The 16,258-nt window shown below is 54.3% G+C and carries 15 protein-coding genes; 5 read left to right on the top strand and 10 right to left on the bottom strand.

Features of this window, described 5'->3' with window-relative positions:
• Nucleotides 1–3: 3 nt before the first annotated feature.
• Genes nrfD through nrfA form a run of 4 tightly spaced genes read right to left on the bottom strand, consistent with a single transcriptional unit; the run spans nucleotide 4 to nucleotide 3,672 of the window.
• The gene (nrfD, locus tag ACHHZ7_RS17805) at nucleotides 4–960 is read right to left on the bottom strand and encodes a cytochrome c nitrite reductase subunit NrfD (RefSeq protein ID WP_032942109.1); all 957 of its coding nucleotides are present in this window, start codon (nucleotides 958–960) and stop codon (nucleotides 4–6) included.
• Entirely contained in the window at nucleotides 957–1,628 is a 672-nt protein-coding gene (nrfC, locus tag ACHHZ7_RS17800; RefSeq protein WP_003031761.1) for a cytochrome c nitrite reductase Fe-S protein, read from the bottom strand. The genes nrfD and nrfC overlap by 4 nt, the downstream gene beginning before the upstream one ends.
• Nucleotides 1,625–2,191, bottom strand: a complete 567-nt coding sequence (gene nrfB, locus ACHHZ7_RS17795) for a cytochrome c nitrite reductase pentaheme subunit (RefSeq protein WP_003826649.1) — start codon at nucleotides 2,189–2,191, stop codon at nucleotides 1,625–1,627. The genes nrfC and nrfB overlap by 4 nt, the downstream gene beginning before the upstream one ends.
• 44 nt (nucleotides 2,192–2,235) lie before the next feature.
• Nucleotides 2,236–3,672: an ammonia-forming nitrite reductase cytochrome c552 subunit gene (gene nrfA / locus ACHHZ7_RS17790; RefSeq protein WP_003826647.1), complete on the bottom strand. Its 1,437-nt coding sequence runs from the start codon at nucleotides 3,670–3,672 to the stop codon at nucleotides 2,236–2,238.
• Between the two features lie 434 nt (nucleotides 3,673–4,106).
• Here nrfA and acs point away from each other — a divergent pair, with 434 nt between their 5' ends.
• The 3 genes from acs (at nucleotide 4,107) to actP (ending at nucleotide 8,269) form a co-directional block, all read left to right on the top strand.
• Nucleotides 4,107–6,065 carry an acetate--CoA ligase gene (gene acs / locus ACHHZ7_RS17785; protein WP_003826645.1) on the top strand — a complete coding sequence of 653 codons (1,959 nt, stop codon included), beginning with the start codon at nucleotides 4,107–4,109 and terminating at the stop codon, nucleotides 6,063–6,065.
• 243 nt (nucleotides 6,066–6,308) lie between these two features.
• Nucleotides 6,309–6,623, top strand: a complete 315-nt coding sequence (locus ACHHZ7_RS17780) for a DUF485 domain-containing protein (RefSeq protein ID WP_003031750.1) — start codon at nucleotides 6,309–6,311, stop codon at nucleotides 6,621–6,623.
• Nucleotides 6,620–8,269: a cation/acetate symporter ActP gene (actP, locus tag ACHHZ7_RS17775; RefSeq protein ID WP_008786931.1), complete on the top strand. Its 1,650-nt coding sequence runs from the start codon at nucleotides 6,620–6,622 to the stop codon at nucleotides 8,267–8,269. The genes ACHHZ7_RS17780 and actP overlap by 4 nt, the downstream gene beginning before the upstream one ends.
• A gap of 45 nt (nucleotides 8,270–8,314) precedes the next feature.
• Here actP and ACHHZ7_RS17770 read toward each other — a convergent pair whose 3' ends face one another.
• Both ACHHZ7_RS17770 and ACHHZ7_RS17765 read right to left on the bottom strand, forming a co-directional pair.
• Entirely contained in the window at nucleotides 8,315–9,004 is a 690-nt protein-coding gene (locus tag ACHHZ7_RS17770) for an LrgB family protein (RefSeq protein ID WP_003031745.1), read from the bottom strand.
• Nucleotides 8,997–9,407, bottom strand: coding sequence for a CidA/LrgA family protein (locus ACHHZ7_RS17765; protein WP_003826638.1), 411 nt, complete (start codon nucleotides 9,405–9,407; stop codon nucleotides 8,997–8,999). The genes ACHHZ7_RS17770 and ACHHZ7_RS17765 overlap by 8 nt, the downstream gene beginning before the upstream one ends.
• 101 nt (nucleotides 9,408–9,508) lie before the next feature.
• On the opposite strand from ACHHZ7_RS17765, the gene ACHHZ7_RS17760 reads away from it, so the two are divergent.
• Complete coding sequence (locus ACHHZ7_RS17760) at nucleotides 9,509–10,399, top strand: LysR family transcriptional regulator (protein ID WP_032942105.1); 891 nt, start codon at nucleotides 9,509–9,511, stop codon at nucleotides 10,397–10,399.
• Between the two features lie 75 nt (nucleotides 10,400–10,474).
• Here ACHHZ7_RS17760 and ACHHZ7_RS17755 read toward each other — a convergent pair whose 3' ends face one another.
• From ACHHZ7_RS17755 to soxR, 4 genes are all read right to left on the bottom strand, one after another.
• Nucleotides 10,475–10,966, bottom strand: a complete 492-nt coding sequence (locus ACHHZ7_RS17755; RefSeq protein ID WP_060683098.1) for a transposase — start codon at nucleotides 10,964–10,966, stop codon at nucleotides 10,475–10,477.
• A gap of 660 nt (nucleotides 10,967–11,626) precedes the next feature.
• Entirely contained in the window at nucleotides 11,627–13,273 is a 1,647-nt protein-coding gene (locus ACHHZ7_RS17750) for a Na+/H+ antiporter (RefSeq protein WP_003826634.1), read from the bottom strand.
• A gap of 157 nt (nucleotides 13,274–13,430) precedes the next feature.
• The gene (ghxP, locus tag ACHHZ7_RS17745; RefSeq protein ID WP_003826632.1) at nucleotides 13,431–14,780 is read right to left on the bottom strand and encodes a guanine/hypoxanthine transporter GhxP; all 1,350 of its coding nucleotides are present in this window, start codon (nucleotides 14,778–14,780) and stop codon (nucleotides 13,431–13,433) included.
• Between the two features lie 608 nt (nucleotides 14,781–15,388).
• Complete coding sequence (soxR, locus tag ACHHZ7_RS17740) at nucleotides 15,389–15,847, bottom strand: redox-sensitive transcriptional activator SoxR (RefSeq protein WP_003826630.1); 459 nt, start codon at nucleotides 15,845–15,847, stop codon at nucleotides 15,389–15,391.
• A gap of 86 nt (nucleotides 15,848–15,933) precedes the next feature.
• Between soxR and soxS the strand changes: the two genes are divergently transcribed.
• Nucleotides 15,934–16,257, top strand: coding sequence for a superoxide response transcriptional regulator SoxS (soxS, locus tag ACHHZ7_RS17735; RefSeq protein ID WP_003031731.1), 324 nt, complete (start codon nucleotides 15,934–15,936; stop codon nucleotides 16,255–16,257).
• Nucleotide 16,258 lies beyond the last annotated feature (1 nt).

Raw genomic sequence — 16,258 nt, 5'->3', positions numbered from 1 at the left:
ACCTTACGCAACGGTTAGCTGACCCGCATAGAGTATAAAAAAACGCAGCAGCAGTACGCCGGTCAGGCTGGCACCGCAGACTGCCAGCACGCCATGAAACGTCGAACTGCGGTTGGCCCAGGGTTTTAGCAGCATCGGCAGTATCAGCCCAAGCCCAGCCACGCCAAGCCAGAACCACCAGGTCCAGAATCCGCCGCCCAGTGCCGCCGCCAGCGCGCGCATTTTGCCGTCATCGCCCAGCGCCAGACCGACGAAGAACGCCGCCAGCAGGAAGATCTCCAGCCATACCACCGGGACTTCCATGCGATGCACAAAGTGCGCTTCGGTACTGTGCGGGTTGCTACGATGGCGTAACGCCATGGCGATCAGCGCCACCGCGGCACCGGAGGAGATCCCAGAGAACAGGAACAGCACCGGCAGGATCGGGTTATTCAGGAACGGGTAAGATTTCAGCGCCGACAGCAGAAAACCGGTGTACGCCCCGAGCAGGACCGCCAGCACCAGCATTAACGTCTCAAGCGCACGATGGAAAGGCGCGATCAACGTCAATACTTTCTGCACGATACCTAACCGCGGCAGCCAGCGCTGTTGCAGGGCAATCACCTCTTTTTCAAAGATTTTTGCCAGCCACAGCACTAACACCACCATGTACAACTGGAACAGCATGACCCCCATCGACATCACCGAAGTGAAGCTGTAGTGGAACATCAGTTTCCAGAAAGTCCATGGCCGCGTCAGGTGGAACACCAGAATCAACAGACCGAGGATAATCGCCCCCGGCCCTAACACCAGCGTAGTGCGCAGCAGCGTGCTGTCCGAACCGCCCGCCTCCGGATGGAAGCGACGCAGCAGAATCGCCAGCGTGACCAGTCCGGCAGAGATACCTATCAGGAACAGATAGATGGCAATGGGCCAGTCCCACACCAGTGATTCAAAATGAAATGCAGAAGCGGATGTCATTGGCTCACCTCCCCAAATTTAAAGGGAACGCGGTAGACCTTCGGTTTTGTACCTAACGCCAGCTTGTAACGGTAGGTCGTTTTCTGCTGCAACAAACGGGAGATATCGCTGTTGGGATCGTCCAGATTACCAAACGTCAGCGCCTTCGTCGGACATGACTCAACGCAGGCGGGCTGTTTGCCCGCTTTCAGGTTGGTTTTCCGGCAGAAATCGCATTTATCCGCCGTTTTGCTCACCGGATGGATAAAGCGCACGCGATAAGGACACGCGGCAATGCAGTACTGGCAGCCAACGCAAAGGTCCGGGTTCACATCCACAATGCCGCTGGCGGCATCACGATACGATGCCCCCGTCGGGCAGACGTCAACGCAGGGAGCGTGGTCGCAGTGCTGGCACGAGTGACGGAAGAAGCGATACTTCACATCAGGAAACGTTCCCTGCGGCTCACTGCGAATAATCGTCAGACGCGATACGCCTTCCGGCACGTTGTTGACTTCGCGACAAGCATCCATACAGGCCGTACAGCCGATGCATAATGACTCATCATGTACCATACCGTAACGCACGCCGTTGATGTTCAGCGTCTTCGCCACAACGCGCCCCGCCGTCCCGCTCACTGCCACCAGCGCGCCGACGCCGGTGATAAACTGGCGACGAGAGCAACTCATGGATGCTCCTTAAGCAACGGAATCGACGCCGGGTTAAAGTTCGGATTGTTACGCTGATCGCTGTGGCAATCGACGCAAATCTTGATCCGTCCTTTATCGCTCAGCGTTTGCATCGTGTCTTGCTTCGGATGCAGTGAGTGACAGCTGGCACACGCCACTTTGGTTACATGGACATCGTGCGGCCAGAACGCTTTTTGCAGCTGCTCAGGCAGGTGACAGGACATACAGACGCTGTTCTGCTGCTCCACGTTGTACATCGGCTCATTAAAGCGCATCACATCTTTCACCCCTTCACGGTGGTTCGGTGATGGCTGGCCGTGACAGTTGGTGCAGGTGACCGGCAGTTTGTTATTCGGGTTGATGACTTCCGCATGCTTACCATGCATGCCTTCGGTATCCGGCTTGTGACAGTCCAGACAGGCGGCATCCGGATTACGCTGTTGGGTAACCGTCCAGCGTTGATCCGACTCCTGCGGCGTTGGCGTGGCAGTGATTCCACTCAGGCTCCATAACAAGCCTGACGCCAGCACCCCAGCAGTTAATAACGAACGTAATACGCTCATATTCACTCCGTTGAGTTATCCGCCCCTTGCGGGGCGAAATGGGGTTATTGGCTTAACAGACCGTTTTTACGCGCCTGATCTTCCCACTGCGGAATCACCGTTTTGATGAAGTCCTGCTTCTCAGCATTGATTTGCTGCATGTTCAGACCAATCGCCGCCTGGGCTTTCTCTTTGGTCGAGATATCCGGCAACGGAATTTCATGCGTGATGCCTTTGGTCGCCAGCAGACGGACCAGTTTGGTACGCGCGTCGGCGGCTTTATCCATTGCGCTACCCAGCATCCGCAGGCCTTCTTCCGGGGCGTGCATATGAATGCCGTGTGAGGCGATAGACAGGTCCCAACGCCATTGTGCGTGACGGATATCTTCCAGAATCGGCTTCATTTCCGCTTCAGTCGCGCCCGCATCCCATGCGGCTTTCGCTTCGAAGTGCGCACGAACCAGCTGATCTTCAACTTTGATTTTCAGGTCATGAATAGCCTGTTTACGCTCGGCGACCACTTTTTGCAGGGATGCTTTGTCCTGGGTGTGGCAGTTCGCGCAGGTCTGAGGGAAGTTGTCGAACGGGTTACCAATCTTATGGTCGGTATAGATCTTGCCTTCCGCGTTTTGCACTTTCGGCATGTGACAGTCGATACAGGTCACGTTGTTCTTGCCGTGAATGCCCGCGCTCCAGGTTTCATACTCCGGGTGCTGCGCTTTCAGCATCGGCGTTTTAGACAGGGAGTTGGTCCAGTCAGAGAAAGCAATGTTGTCGTAGTATTTCTCCATGTTCTCGACTTTCATGCCGTCGTCCCACGGGAACTTAACGGCTTTGTTTTTACCGTCGAAGTAGTATTCCACGTGGCACTGGCCGCAGACCATGGATTGCTGGTCAAAGCGACCGGCTTTCTCAAACGGTTTACCGATGGCTTCCATCGCGCGTTCTGCATAAGGACGCGACAGGGTCAGTTCTGGCTTGCCTTTGGCGAAGTCTGGTGACGCGGTATTATGGCAATCCGCACAACCGAGGTTGTTAACAATTTCCGGACCGCCGCGCGCCCATTTACCGTGGAAGTAGCCATCTTCACCGTCTTTCTGGATAAGACGCGCTACGTCCGGGCTTTTACAGCTCCAGCAAGCCATCGGCAGCGGACCATCTTCTGCCGTTTTTGGTGCGCCGGTACGTAAGGTTTCACGGACATCAGTCACGGCATACGCGTGTCCCCGCGGTTTGTTGTAATCGCGCGAGAATGGGTATCCCGCCCACAGGATCACCAGACGCGGATCTTCTGCCAGTGCATCTTCACGGGCTGATTGCTCAGACGTGGCTTTCCAGGAGAGATATTGATCGGGATGCTGAGGTGCGAAGGTTTCATTCTTCGCTTCAACGGTGACGGTTTTTGCAGGTACAGAAGTTTGTTCAGCGTGAACAGCAGAAATAAATAATAAAGGTAATAACAGGCTGAAGAAACGGCGTACGCGTGATTTTATCCTTGCCATAGGGGTCTCATCCAGATGACGCCATTATCTGCAATGGCGGTTCTTTTATTGTTTTCCACAACAGCAACCACACGAATACTGTCATGACATTGCTCCACCCTATTTGTAACAAGAAACCACACTGAAAATGTTGTTTTTAATCAATTGTAAGTGTATGTAAAATACCACTTTAGAGTTATAACACCCCTCTAACCTCTCACTCTTTTGTCTAATTCAGAGATAGATCACCTTTTCAACAATCCTTTAGATAACTGCATGTTATCGCGAGATTTAATCAATTTTTGCTAGTTCCCTTCAAAATTCAGTTTGTCGCTAATTTGCACAATTCGTTTATTGCGTGATCTGCCGCGCAAATACTAAACAAAACTCTCAAAGCCCCTACATTTAACGTTTATGAGACATATTATTAACATCCTACAAGGAGAACAAAAGCCATGAGCCAAATACATAAACACGCTATTCCCGCAAACATTGCGGATCGTTGCCTGATAAATCCGGAGCAGTACGCAGAGAAATACCAGCAATCCGTTAACGAACCCGACACATTTTGGGGCGAGCAGGGAAAGATTCTTGATTGGATCAAGCCGTACAGCCAGGTGAAGAACACCTCCTTCGCACCAGGCAATGTGTCTATTAAATGGTACGAAGACGGCACCCTGAACCTGGCCGCAAACTGCCTTGACCGCCATCTGCAGGCAAACGGCGATCGTACCGCCATTATCTGGGAAGGCGATGACGCTACCCAAAGCAAAAACATTACCTATCGCGAGTTGCATCGCGATGTCTGCCGTTTCGCCAATACGCTACTGGATTTAGGCATTAAAAAAGGTGACGTGGTGGCCATTTATATGCCGATGGTGCCAGAGGCTGCGGTTGCCATGCTGGCCTGTGCCCGCATAGGGGCCGTGCATTCTGTCATCTTCGGTGGTTTCTCACCGGAAGCCGTCGCCGGACGTATCATCGACTCTAATTCACGCCTGGTGATCACCGCCGATGAAGGCGTACGCGCCGGACGCGCTATCCCGTTGAAAAAGAACGTCGATGATGCGCTGAAAAACCCGAATGTGAAAACCGTTGAACATGTGGTCGTCCTCAAACGTACCGGTGGTAAAACGGAGTGGCAGGAAGGCCGTGACCTGTGGTGGTCCGATCTTATCGAGAAAGCCAGCTCAGAACACCAACCGGAAGAGATGAACGCGGAAGATCCGCTGTTTATCCTGTATACCTCCGGTTCAACCGGCAAGCCGAAAGGCGTGCTGCACACTACCGGCGGGTATCTGGTCTACGCTGCAACCACCTTTAAGTACGTGTTTGATTACCATCAAGGCGATATCTATTGGTGCACCGCTGACGTGGGTTGGGTAACCGGACACAGCTACCTGCTGTACGGTCCGCTGGCCTGCGGCGCAACCACGCTGATGTTCGAAGGCGTACCAAACTGGCCAACGCCTGCGCGTATGTCGCAGGTTGTGGACAAGCACCAGGTCAATATTCTGTATACCGCACCGACCGCCATTCGCGCACTGATGGCAGAAGGCGACAAAGCGATTGAAGGTACTGACCGTTCGTCGCTGCGTATCCTGGGTTCCGTTGGCGAGCCGATCAACCCGGAAGCGTGGGAGTGGTACTGGAAGAAGATCGGCAACGAAAAATGCCCGGTCGTCGATACCTGGTGGCAGACCGAAACCGGGGGATTCATGATCACCCCACTGCCGGGCGCTACCGAGCTGAAAGCCGGTTCTGCAACCCGTCCGTTCTTTGGCGTACAGCCTGCGATTGTCGATAACGAAGGTAATCCACTGGAAGGCGCGACGGAAGGTAACCTGGTGATTACCGACTCGTGGCCAGGCCAGGCGAGAACGCTGTTTGGCGATCACGAACGCTTTGAGCAAACCTACTTCTCTACCTTCAAGAATATGTACTTCAGCGGCGACGGCGCGCGCCGTGACGAAGATGGCTATTACTGGATCACCGGACGTGTGGACGATGTGCTGAACGTCTCTGGCCACCGTCTGGGAACGGCTGAAATCGAATCGGCGCTGGTGTCACATCCGAAGATTGCCGAAGCCGCGGTGGTGGGAATTCCGCACAATATTAAAGGCCAGGCGATCTACGCCTACGTCACGCTGAATCACGGTGAAGAGCCGTCACCTGAGTTGTACGCCGAAGTTCGCAACTGGGTGCGTAAAGAAATTGGCCCGCTGGCAACGCCAGACGTGCTGCACTGGACCGACTCACTGCCGAAAACCCGCTCCGGCAAAATCATGCGCCGCATCCTGCGCAAAATTGCGGCGGGCGATACCAGCAATCTGGGCGATACCTCGACCCTCGCCGATCCTGGCGTCGTGGAGAAACTGCTCGAAGAGAAGCAGGCCATCGCGATGCCATCATAACAAAGTCCTGAAAATGCCGGATGGCGACGCGAAAGCGTCTTATCCGGCCTACAAATCTGACCCTACCCTCTCTTCACCGGGAGGGAAATATAAAAAACCTCCCCCCAAAGGATTTCGTGTTACAGGAAGGCGGCAAGCGAGCACATCCCCAAAAGCATAGTTCACTATGTGACTGGGGTGGGCAAGTGCGGCCAACGAACTTGTAGCACGAAAGACGCAGGGGGACCTCTGGAGAGCTCTGTGATGAATGACCAAATTTATCAGCGGATAGAAGACAGTGCGCGTTTCAGGGAGTTAGTAGAAAAACGGCAACGGTTTGCCACCATTCTGTCCATCATCATGCTGGCAGTTTATATCAGCTTTATATTATTGATTGCCTTTGCGCCGGGCTGGCTGGGTACTCCGCTACACGCGGGAACCAGCGTCACCCGCGGTATTCCGATTGGGGTCGGTGTGATCCTTATCTCCTTCATCCTGACCGGGATCTACATCTGGCGGGCAAACGGTGAATTCGATCGCCTGAACAATGCGGTTTTGCACGAGGTTAAAGCATCATGAAGAGAGTCCTGACGGCGCTTGCCGCCACGCTGCCCTTCGCCGCAAACGCGGCGGATGCTATTAGCGGTGCAGTCCAACGCCAGCCAACCAACTGGCAGGCGATTATCATGTTCCTGATTTTCGTCATCTTTACGCTCGGCATTACCTACTGGGCGTCAAAGCGCGTACGTTCGCGTAATGACTACTACACCGCTGGCGGTAACATCACCGGTTTCCAGAACGGGCTGGCGATTGCGGGCGACTATATGTCGGCGGCATCGTTCCTCGGGATTTCCGCGCTGGTCTTTACCTCCGGTTATGACGGGCTGATCTATTCACTCGGCTTCCTGGTCGGCTGGCCAATTATTCTGTTCCTGATTGCTGAGCGTTTGCGTAACCTGGGTCGTTACACCTTTGCAGACGTTGCGTCTTATCGTCTGAAGCAAGGGCCAATCCGTATTCTGTCGGCCTGTGGTTCCCTGGTGGTGGTTGCGCTGTATCTGATCGCGCAGATGGTTGGTGCAGGTAAGCTGATTGAGCTGCTGTTTGGTCTGAACTATCACATCGCTGTCGTACTGGTTGGCGTGCTGATGATGATGTACGTTTTGTTTGGCGGCATGTTGGCGACCACCTGGGTACAGATCATCAAAGCCGTACTGTTGCTGTTCGGTGCCAGCTTTATGGCCTTTATGGTGATGAAGCACGTCGGCTTTAGCTTCAATAATCTGTTCACCGAAGCGATGGCGGTACACCCGAAAGGTTCAGCCATTATGAGCCCGGGCGGGTTGGTAAAAGACCCAATCTCCGCACTGTCATTAGGTCTCGGCCTGATGTTTGGTACGGCGGGCTTGCCGCACATCCTGATGCGCTTCTTCACGGTTAGCGATGCCCGTGAAGCACGTAAGAGCGTGTTCTACGCCACCGGTTTTATGGGTTATTTCTATATCCTGACCTTTATCATCGGCTTTGGCGCAATCATGCTGGTAGGTGCAAATCCGGCGTACAAAGATGCTGCGGGCGCGCTGATTGGCGGTAATAACATGGCGGCGGTTCACCTGGCGAATGCGGTGGGCGGTAACCTGTTCCTCGGCTTCATCTCAGCCGTGGCGTTTGCCACCATTCTGGCGGTGGTTGCCGGTCTGACGCTGGCGGGCGCATCGGCAGTGTCTCACGACCTGTACGCCAACGTGTTCCGCAAAGGCGCCACCGAACGTGAAGAGCTGCGGGTTTCGAAAATCACCGTGCTGGTGCTGGGCGTGATTGCCATCGTGCTCGGCGTGCTGTTCGAAAACCAGAACATCGCCTTCATGGTCGGCCTGGCGTTCGCCATCGCGGCGAGCTGTAACTTCCCCATCATTCTGCTCTCTATGTACTGGTCGAAACTGACCACGCGTGGCGCAATGTTGGGTGGCTGGTTAGGCCTGCTGACGGCAGTGGTGCTGATGATTCTTGGTCCAACGATTTGGGTCCAGATCCTCGGTCACGAAAAAGCCATTTTCCCGTATGAGTATCCGGCGCTGTTCTCCATCAGCGTAGCATTCCTCGGGATCTGGTTCTTCTCTGCCACCGACAACTCAGAAGAAGGCAACCGCGAACGCGAGCAGTTCCGTGCTCAGTTCATCCGTTCCCAGACCGGGTACGGCGTAGAACAAGGTCGCGCGCACTAACTTCCCTTCTCCTCCGGCTTTCGGGCCGGAGGATTACATCCTTTCTCAGAACATCAGCCTCGCCACCAGCGGTGCCACCAGCACCATTACCACGCCGGAAAGCATCATCACCAGGCTGGCAACGACCCCTTCCTGCTGACCGAGTTCATAAGAGCGTGCCGTGCCTGCGCCGTGCGATGCTGCGCCAAATCCTGCGCCTTTCGCCATCCCTTCACGAATGGAAAGCCGTAAAAACAGCACATCGCCGACCGCCATACCAAATACGCCGGTCACCACCACGAACAATGCCACCAGGTCCGGCTGCCCGCCCAACGGTTCTGCCGCCGCCAGCGCAAACGGTGTGGTGACGGAGCGCACCGCCAGACTGCGTTGGATCTCATCAGGCAACATAAACAGGCGCGCCAGCCATACGGAACTGGTGACGGCCACCAGCGTTGCCGTTACCACGCCCGCCGTCAGCGACATCCAGTGACGCTTAATCACGGCAAGGTTGTCATACACCGGAACAGCAAACGCGATGGTCGCCGGGCCTAACAACCACAGCAACCAGTGCGATTCACCGATATAGTTTTGCCAGGAGATATGGCCGAAGACCAGCATCAGCACCAGCAGGGCCGGGGTGAGAACTAATGGCATTAGGGGTAATTTACGAAAACGGCGATACAGGCGCTTATTGGCAAAGTAGATACCCAGCGTAATCACCAGACACAACACGCTTAACTGGAAATTACTCACGGTTTAGCCTGCGCATTTCATAGCGATACACTTTATCCACCACCCACGCCGTTGCGCCGAGCACCATCAGCGTACTGATCGCAATCACGGCAAATATACGCCAGCCATCAACCAGCAACAGCTGCGTGTAGTTCACAACGGCGACCACCGCCGGGACAAAAAATAGCAGCATTTCAGCCAGTAACCAGCGAGCACCTGCGCGAATCCAGTTCAGCGGGATAACCCGACAGACAATTAACGCCAGCATCAGCACCATCCCGACCAGGTTGGCAGGAAGCGGCAGATGCAGCCAGGAGACAAGATATTGAGCAAATACAAAAAGACCTGCGTACAACAGAACCTGAACAGGAATCTGGAGTCGATGAATAACAGCAGGCGTCACGCGGCTTATCGCCACAGCCATGAGGGTATGTCCTTAAAAAATAGAGAGCGCCAGTATAGAGAGCCCCCTTCCAGGACTGAAATGAATTAAACTCATTGCAGGCATAGTCTTAAGGAATAATCATGGATATCAGAACGCTGCGATATTTTGTTGAAGTGGTTCGTCAGCAGAGCTTTACCCGCGCAGCGGAGAAGCTTTTTGTCACCCAGCCCACCATCAGCAAGATGTTGAAGAACCTTGAAGACGAGCTTAACTGCACGCTGTTAATCCGCGATGGTCGGCGACTGCTGTTAACCGACACCGGGCAGGTCGTTTTCGAACGCGGCCTGGCGATCCTTGCCGAGTTTCGCCAGCTTGAAGCGGAACTCAGTGACATAAATCACCTCAACAAGGGCGTGCTGCGCCTCGGTATCCCGCCCATGGTGGGGATGTTAATGGCTGGGCCGATCGGCCTGTTTCGCCAGCGCTATCCCGGCGTTGAGCTGAAGGTCTCTGAATTTGGCGGCTTAACCGTTCAGCAGGCGGTAATGAACGGTGACCTGGATGTCGCGATGACCGCGCTGCCAGTTGAAGAAGAGAGCGGTCTGGCAACCTTACCGCTTTTTAGCCATCCACTCTGCGTGTTGGTTCCTCGCTCCGGTCAGTGGACAACGTGCGAATCCATTTCCCCCGAGGCGCTGGCGGAACATCCGCTGCTTATCTACAACGAAGATTTCGCGTTGAGCCGCCAATTGCTTGAGCTGTTTAGCCAACACAACGTCAAGCCCCGCATCGCGGTTCGCAGCGGGCAGTGGGATTTTCTGGCGGCAATGGTACAAGCCGGGGTCGGGATTGCCATTTTACCGGAGCCGATTTGCCAGCGGCTGGATAAGCAAACGTTGCGCTGGATTCCTCTGGAGAGCGACTTACGCTGGCAGTTGGGCATGATTTGGCGCGAAGGCGTTTATCTGTCGCACAGCGCCCAGGCGTGGCTCAAATGCTGTGAAGGGTTTTGGCTACCGCAAGCGTCGTAAAATGCCGGATAAGGCGTTAGCCGCATCCGGCCTACATCGGTATGCCGGTGTTGTAGGCCTGATAAGCGTAGCGCATCAGGCACGTTCGCCCGCATTAAAATCCATGATTTCACCTGCCCAATCTTGCGGGTACAAACCGTGCCTCACATCACGATGAAATGTTGAAAAAGGCCAATCCTGTACCTGTTTTACCCAGGCGTGCTTCACAGGGTTAATGTAAATATAATCAACATGCTGGCGATAATCATGTTCATCACGGATGGTGTGCTCCCAAAAGCGAGATTGCCAGATATGTCGGGAAGACAATGAGTGGGTGAAATGCTTCTTAATTTCCCGCCAGCGAGAGGAATAATCCGCATCATTGCCAGGTAACGTCCATATACAATGCATATGCTCGGGTAAAACGACCCACGCATTGATGCGAAAAGGCCTAACCTTTTTGACCGCAGCGATTGCACACCGAAGCGCGTGAATGTTGTCTGTCAGAAGGTGGCTTCGACGGTCCTGCAGATTTACCGTAAAAAACCAGGTTCCCCCATTGATGTAATTTCGTCGATAGTTGGACATGTTTCCCCCTTTCCTCAACCGTATGGAGAAAAGAGGGAATCGACAAGAGGGATGGATTCGTTCAGGAATGTCGCTCGCAAATTACACGATGAATAATTTCTTGCAGCCAGTTGCGCGCCATTTGGCCCACCTTTCGCCGGATGCGGCTAACGCCTTATCCGGCCTACATCGCTATTGCCGGTTTTGTAGGCCTGATAAGCGTAGCGCATCAGGCACCCCTTCGCCGGATGCGGCTAACGCCTTATCCGGCCTACATCGGTATGCCGGTCTTGTAGGCCTGATAAGCGTAGCGCATCAAGCACACCCTTCGCCGGATGCGGCTAGCGCCTTATCCGGCCTACATCGCTATTGCCGGTCTTGTAGGCCTGATAAGCGTAGCGCATCAGGCACACCCTTCGCCGGATGCGGCTGACGCCCTATCCGGCCTACATCACTATTCCCGATCTTGTAGGCCTGATAAGCGTAGCGCATCAGGCACACCCTTCGCCGGATGCGGCTGACGCCCTATCCGGCCTACATCACTATTCCCGATCTTGTAGGCCTGATAAGCGTAGCGCATCAGGCACACCTTTCGCCGGATGCGGCTAGCGCCTAATCCGGCCTACATCGCTGTTGCCGGTCTTGTAGGCCTGATAAGCGTAGCGCATCAGGCGCTATCGTTTACTGATTCTCAATCAACAGCGCTTCCAGCAAATCCAGGTCGTGCAGTAGTTTTTGCAGCGTTTCATTGCTGATTTCACGCGTGGCGCGCAGGTGATAAAGCTCCGCGCGTTCTGAACGCAGCGCTGCCAGGCGGAAACGTCGTTCGAGGTTTTCTTCCTGCATAGAGCTTTCCACATCGTTGCGCCCGTCGGCGCGTCGACGCAGGTTACCAATCACGCGTGAACTCACCTCGGTGAGCAACTGGTTATCGATGTTCTCTTCGGTGTCCGCGGCCAGTCGCTCCTCCATTTTCTGGATCGCGACAATCGCCACTTCTGCCGTGGCGGCGCGGGCAATACGTTCCTCTTTCTGCTGCTGCGAGTGGTCTGCCACTTCCAGATGTTGTAGCAGAATCGGCAGCATCACCACGCCAACAAACAACGAGAACAGGATCACGCCTGCGGCAAGGAAGATCAGCTCATATCGCGCCGGGAAGCCGCTACCGTCCGGTAACAACAGAGGAATGGAGAGTACACCGGCGAGGGTAATGGCCCCGCGTACACCGGCAAAAGAGGCGATCATGATTTCACGCGTCGTCCAGGATCCAAACTCCATCGGTTTTTTCTTCAGGAAGCGCAGACTGAACTTTTTCATGGTCCACAGCCAGCCAAAACGCACCAGCATTAGCGCCACGTAAATCAGCACGACATCGGTAAACAGCATCCAGATTTCAACATTCGGATCGGCCTCGGCCGCCGCCAAAGAAGACTCCAGAATTCCCGGTAACTGTAGCCCTAACAGCAAGAAGACCATGCCGTTAAATACAAACTCCAGCATCGCCCAGGTACTGTTAGCACGTAAACGCATCGCCAGTGGCGCGCGGCGCATCACCCCGGAACGGGTGATCGTCATCCCGGCAGCGACCGCCGCGAGGATACCGGAAACGCCGATATGTTCCGCAATCAGGTAAGACGCAAACGGCAGCAGGAACAGCAGGACGATTTGCGTTGCCGGCTCGTCACCGCCCCAGCGGCTGAGGAAGCGCAGGGAGCGGCCGTACAGCCAACTGACGACAAAACCAGCCAGGATGCCGCCAATCGCCACTTTGAAGAACTCAAGCGTTGCGCCACCAACGGTGAATACCATCGTCCCCATCGCCACGGCGACGGCAAACTTCAGAGAGACCAGACCGGAGGCGTCGTTCATCAACGCTTCGCCCTGCAGGATACCCATGATTTTCTTCGGTATACGTCCCTCTCCCACAATGCCGGAAAGTGCGACGGCATCGGTTGGCGATAGCACAGCAGCCAGCGCAAAGGCTGGGATGAGAGGGATCCCCGGCACCAGCCAGTAAATCATAAATCCAATGCCGACCACCGTGACCAGCACCAGCGCCAGTGCCAGGCCGAAAATCTCTCGCCCGTGCTCGAGAAACTCACGCGTTGGCGTCTTCCAGCCATCGGCAAAGAGCAGCGGCGGGATGAACAGAACCAGGAACAGCTCAGGATCGAATTCCACATGCAAACCAAACGTCGGCCACGCCAGCAAGGCGCCGATGGCGATCTGCATAAGGGGTAAAGGAAGTTGGAAGGGCAATACGCGAGTAAATACCCCCGACAGCGAGACCACAAGGGTCATGATGAGTATGGTGAAAAAGATTTCCATGCGTTCCCTGTTTGCGATGTTTCTTATGATTGCTAATGAGAGGCGTCGTGCCTCAATTCTATCTAATTGAGAGTAACGCAAAAGACAACGAGTGTGTTCTGAAAATGAAAACGGGCGGCCAAAGCCACCCGTTTTTAGGATCGTCAGGAAATCAGAATCAGATAGCCCAACCGCCGGCGTAGAAGGCCACCAGCGCGATGGCGATCACCACGGTGCCGATGTTCAGTTTGCGCCATTCACCAGAAACGATGCGGCCAATTACCAGGGTCGCAAAGCCAATCATGATGCCGGTAACGATGTTACAGGTCAGCACGATAAATACGGCCGTAACCAGTCCCGCCATCGCGTCGACAAAGTCAGCGAAATCGATTTTCGCGACGTTGCTCAGCATCAACAGACCCACATACATCAGCGCAGGTGCCGTTGCGTACACAGGTACAAGATAAGAGAGCGGAGAGAGGAACAGGATCAGCAGGAACAGTACGCCAACGGTGATCGCTGTCAGGCCAGTTTTACCGCCTGCCGCCGTACCCGCTGCGGATTCAATGTAAACCGCCGCCGGAGCTGCGCCCACCAGACCAGAGAACACGCTGCTCAGGGAGTCAGTGGTCAGCGCCTTACCACCGTCGATAATCTGTCCGTCTTTATCCAGCAGATTCGCCTGTCCGGCTACCGCGCGGATGGTTCCGGTTGCATCGAAGACAGCGGTCATGACCAGCGCCAGCACGCTCGGCAGGACAATCGGGTTCAGTGCCCCCATGATATCCAGGCTGCCGATCAGCGAGTTGCCGTTTTCATCACTCAGAGACGGCATGGCAAAAATGCCGGAGAAATGCACTGCCGGGTCGAAAATCAGACCAACCACTGAAATACCGATAATGGTCAGCAGAATGCCACCCGGTACTTTCAGTTTTTCGAGGCCAATAATCACCGCCAGACCAATTAACGACATAATGACCGGGAAGGTATCGAAGTCACCCAGCGCAACCGGCAGGCCGTCCAGCGGGTTCTTAATTACCAGACCGACACCGTTTGCCGCAATCAGCAGCAGGAACAGGCCGATACCAATCCCCGTACCATGCGCAACGCCCTGCGGCAGATTGCGCAGGATCCAGCTACGGATACCGGTCGCGGAAATGATGGTAAACAGGACCCCCATCAGGAACACCGCACCCAGCGCAACGGGCACGCTAATATGTTGGCCCAGCACCAGGCTGAATGCGGTAAATGCGGTCAGAGAAATGGCGCAACCAATTGCCAGCGGCAAGTTTGCCCACAGGCCCATCACAATAGAACCGACGCCCGCGACCAGACAGGTCGCCACAAATACAGCAGCAGGTGGGAACCCGGCTTTACCCAGCATCCCCGGAACCACGATAACGGAGTAGACCATGGCCAGGAAGGTCGTTAATCCGGCAACGACTTCCTGACGAACGGTACTGCCGCGGAGCGAAATTTTAAACCAGGCGTCGAGTGAACCGCCGGTACGCGCTGAAGGCGTAGACATAGAAAACATCCCCTGAGAGTTTATTTTTTCGTCATTATGCGTGCTGGACAATCCACTGCCTGCTAAACGTTTTCTCCATGTGCCAGGTTTGCGTCAATAGGGGTGTCGCAAAAAAGCAAACGTTTAGCTCCGCGCATAAAAAACGGGTGGTAAAAAAAAGCAAACGATTATCCAGCGATCATACGCTGGTTTTCAACTGAACTTTGCCGCTTTTTACTCATTTCTTCTTATAACGCGCAAGAAATAACCAGTCGATGCGCAAACGTTATCGTCAATGCGCAATTTGGCAACAAATTTCGCGGAGTTATTACAACATCGGCGTGTTTATTTCGCGCAACTCGCGCAAGAAAACAGGTGAAGATGCGTAAAATTTTTTGGCTAAAAAATCACCATTTCACTGGCAAATGGAGGGAGGTGGCTTACACTTACATTATCAACACAGGCCGGAACCTCCCCTAATGTGCTCGACTGAGGGGTGTTGATGTCGGGGGAAACCCTCCCGTGAACCAGCGGGATAGAGTGAAAGACAAAGACCGGAACCAAACTAAAGCGCCCTCTGTGGCGCTTTAGTTTTATATCCTTCATACCCGTCACATATTTTAAACCAATTAATCATCTTCCAGCAGGCGCGCTCCGGTCCCCTGCTCGCCAAGCTGATCGCCAGGGTTACGCAACGGGCAATCGCTACGTGACAAGCATCCGCAACCAATACACCCATCCAGCTCATCGCGTAGCGCCACCAAAGTATGGATGCGTCGGTCCAGTTCTTCACGCCATTGCGAAGAGAGCTGCTTCCACTCTTTGGCACTAAGCGAATGCCCCTCAGGTAATACCCCTAACGCGTCACCGATCGTGGCCAGCGGGATCCCGATGCGTTGAGCAATCTTGATTATCGCGACGTAACGCAACACATCACGTTTGTATCGGCGCTGATTGCCGCTGTTGCGCATGCTACTGATTAACCCTTTGCTTTCATAGAAATGCAGGGTCGATACCGCCACGCCGCTACGTTTGGCGACTTCACCTGGTGTGAGCAGCGCTTTTATCCGGGGTAATTTCTTTTCCATAAATCGCTTTACCTCAAGTTAACTTGAGGAATTATACTCGCCCACAGACAAAACGACGAATCGAATACTGAGAAAGAGGCAGCCCTATGTCCCATCAGCAGATTATTCAGACTCTTATTGAATGGATTGATGAACATATCGATCAACCGCTGAACATTGAGGCGGTGGCGAAAAAATCAGGTTACTCGAAGTGGTATTTACAAAGAATGTTCCGCACGGTGACGCGCCAGACCTTGGGTGACTACATCCGCCAGCGTCGGCTTTTGCTGGCCGCCGTTGAACTGCGGACAACTGAGCGACCTATTTTTGATATCGCGATGGATCTTGGTTATGTGTCGCAACAAACCTTCTCGCGTGTGTTTCGCCGCGAATTTGATCGTACTCCCAGCGACTACCGCCATCGTCTGTAAG

Origin of the sequence: Citrobacter freundii complex sp. 2024EL-00216 (assembly GCF_043945515.1) — a bacterium.
GTDB lineage: Bacteria > Pseudomonadota > Gammaproteobacteria > Enterobacterales > Enterobacteriaceae > Citrobacter > Citrobacter portucalensis.
Note: the sequence above shows the minus strand (reverse complement) of the source record. Positions and strands in the feature narration are given on the sequence as shown.

Excerpts from the sequence above, each read along its gene's own strand:
- nrfD (WP_032942109.1), bottom strand. The coding sequence starts at position 960 with ATGACATCCGCTTCTGCATTTCATTTTGAATCACTGGTGTGGGACTGG.
- nrfC (WP_003031761.1), bottom strand. The coding sequence starts at position 1,628 with ATGAGTTGCTCTCGTCGCCAGTTTATCACCGGCGTCGGCGCGCTGGTG.
- nrfB (WP_003826649.1), bottom strand. The coding sequence starts at position 2,191 with ATGAGCGTATTACGTTCGTTATTAACTGCTGGGGTGCTGGCGTCAGGC.
- nrfA (WP_003826647.1), bottom strand. The coding sequence starts at position 3,672 with ATGGCAAGGATAAAATCACGCGTACGCCGTTTCTTCAGCCTGTTATTA.
- acs (WP_003826645.1), top strand. The coding sequence starts at position 4,107 with ATGAGCCAAATACATAAACACGCTATTCCCGCAAACATTGCGGATCGT.
- ACHHZ7_RS17780 (WP_003031750.1), top strand. The coding sequence starts at position 6,309 with ATGAATGACCAAATTTATCAGCGGATAGAAGACAGTGCGCGTTTCAGG.
- actP (WP_008786931.1), top strand. The coding sequence starts at position 6,620 with ATGAAGAGAGTCCTGACGGCGCTTGCCGCCACGCTGCCCTTCGCCGCA.
- ACHHZ7_RS17765 (WP_003826638.1), bottom strand. The coding sequence starts at position 9,407 with ATGGCTGTGGCGATAAGCCGCGTGACGCCTGCTGTTATTCATCGACTC.
- ACHHZ7_RS17760 (WP_032942105.1), top strand. The coding sequence starts at position 9,509 with ATGGATATCAGAACGCTGCGATATTTTGTTGAAGTGGTTCGTCAGCAG.
- ACHHZ7_RS17755 (WP_060683098.1), bottom strand. The coding sequence starts at position 10,966 with ATGTCCAACTATCGACGAAATTACATCAATGGGGGAACCTGGTTTTTT.
- ACHHZ7_RS17750 (WP_003826634.1), bottom strand. The coding sequence starts at position 13,273 with ATGGAAATCTTTTTCACCATACTCATCATGACCCTTGTGGTCTCGCTG.
- ghxP (WP_003826632.1), bottom strand. The coding sequence starts at position 14,780 with ATGTCTACGCCTTCAGCGCGTACCGGCGGTTCACTCGACGCCTGGTTT.
- soxR (WP_003826630.1), bottom strand. The coding sequence starts at position 15,847 with ATGGAAAAGAAATTACCCCGGATAAAAGCGCTGCTCACACCAGGTGAA.
- soxS (WP_003031731.1), top strand. The coding sequence starts at position 15,934 with ATGTCCCATCAGCAGATTATTCAGACTCTTATTGAATGGATTGATGAA.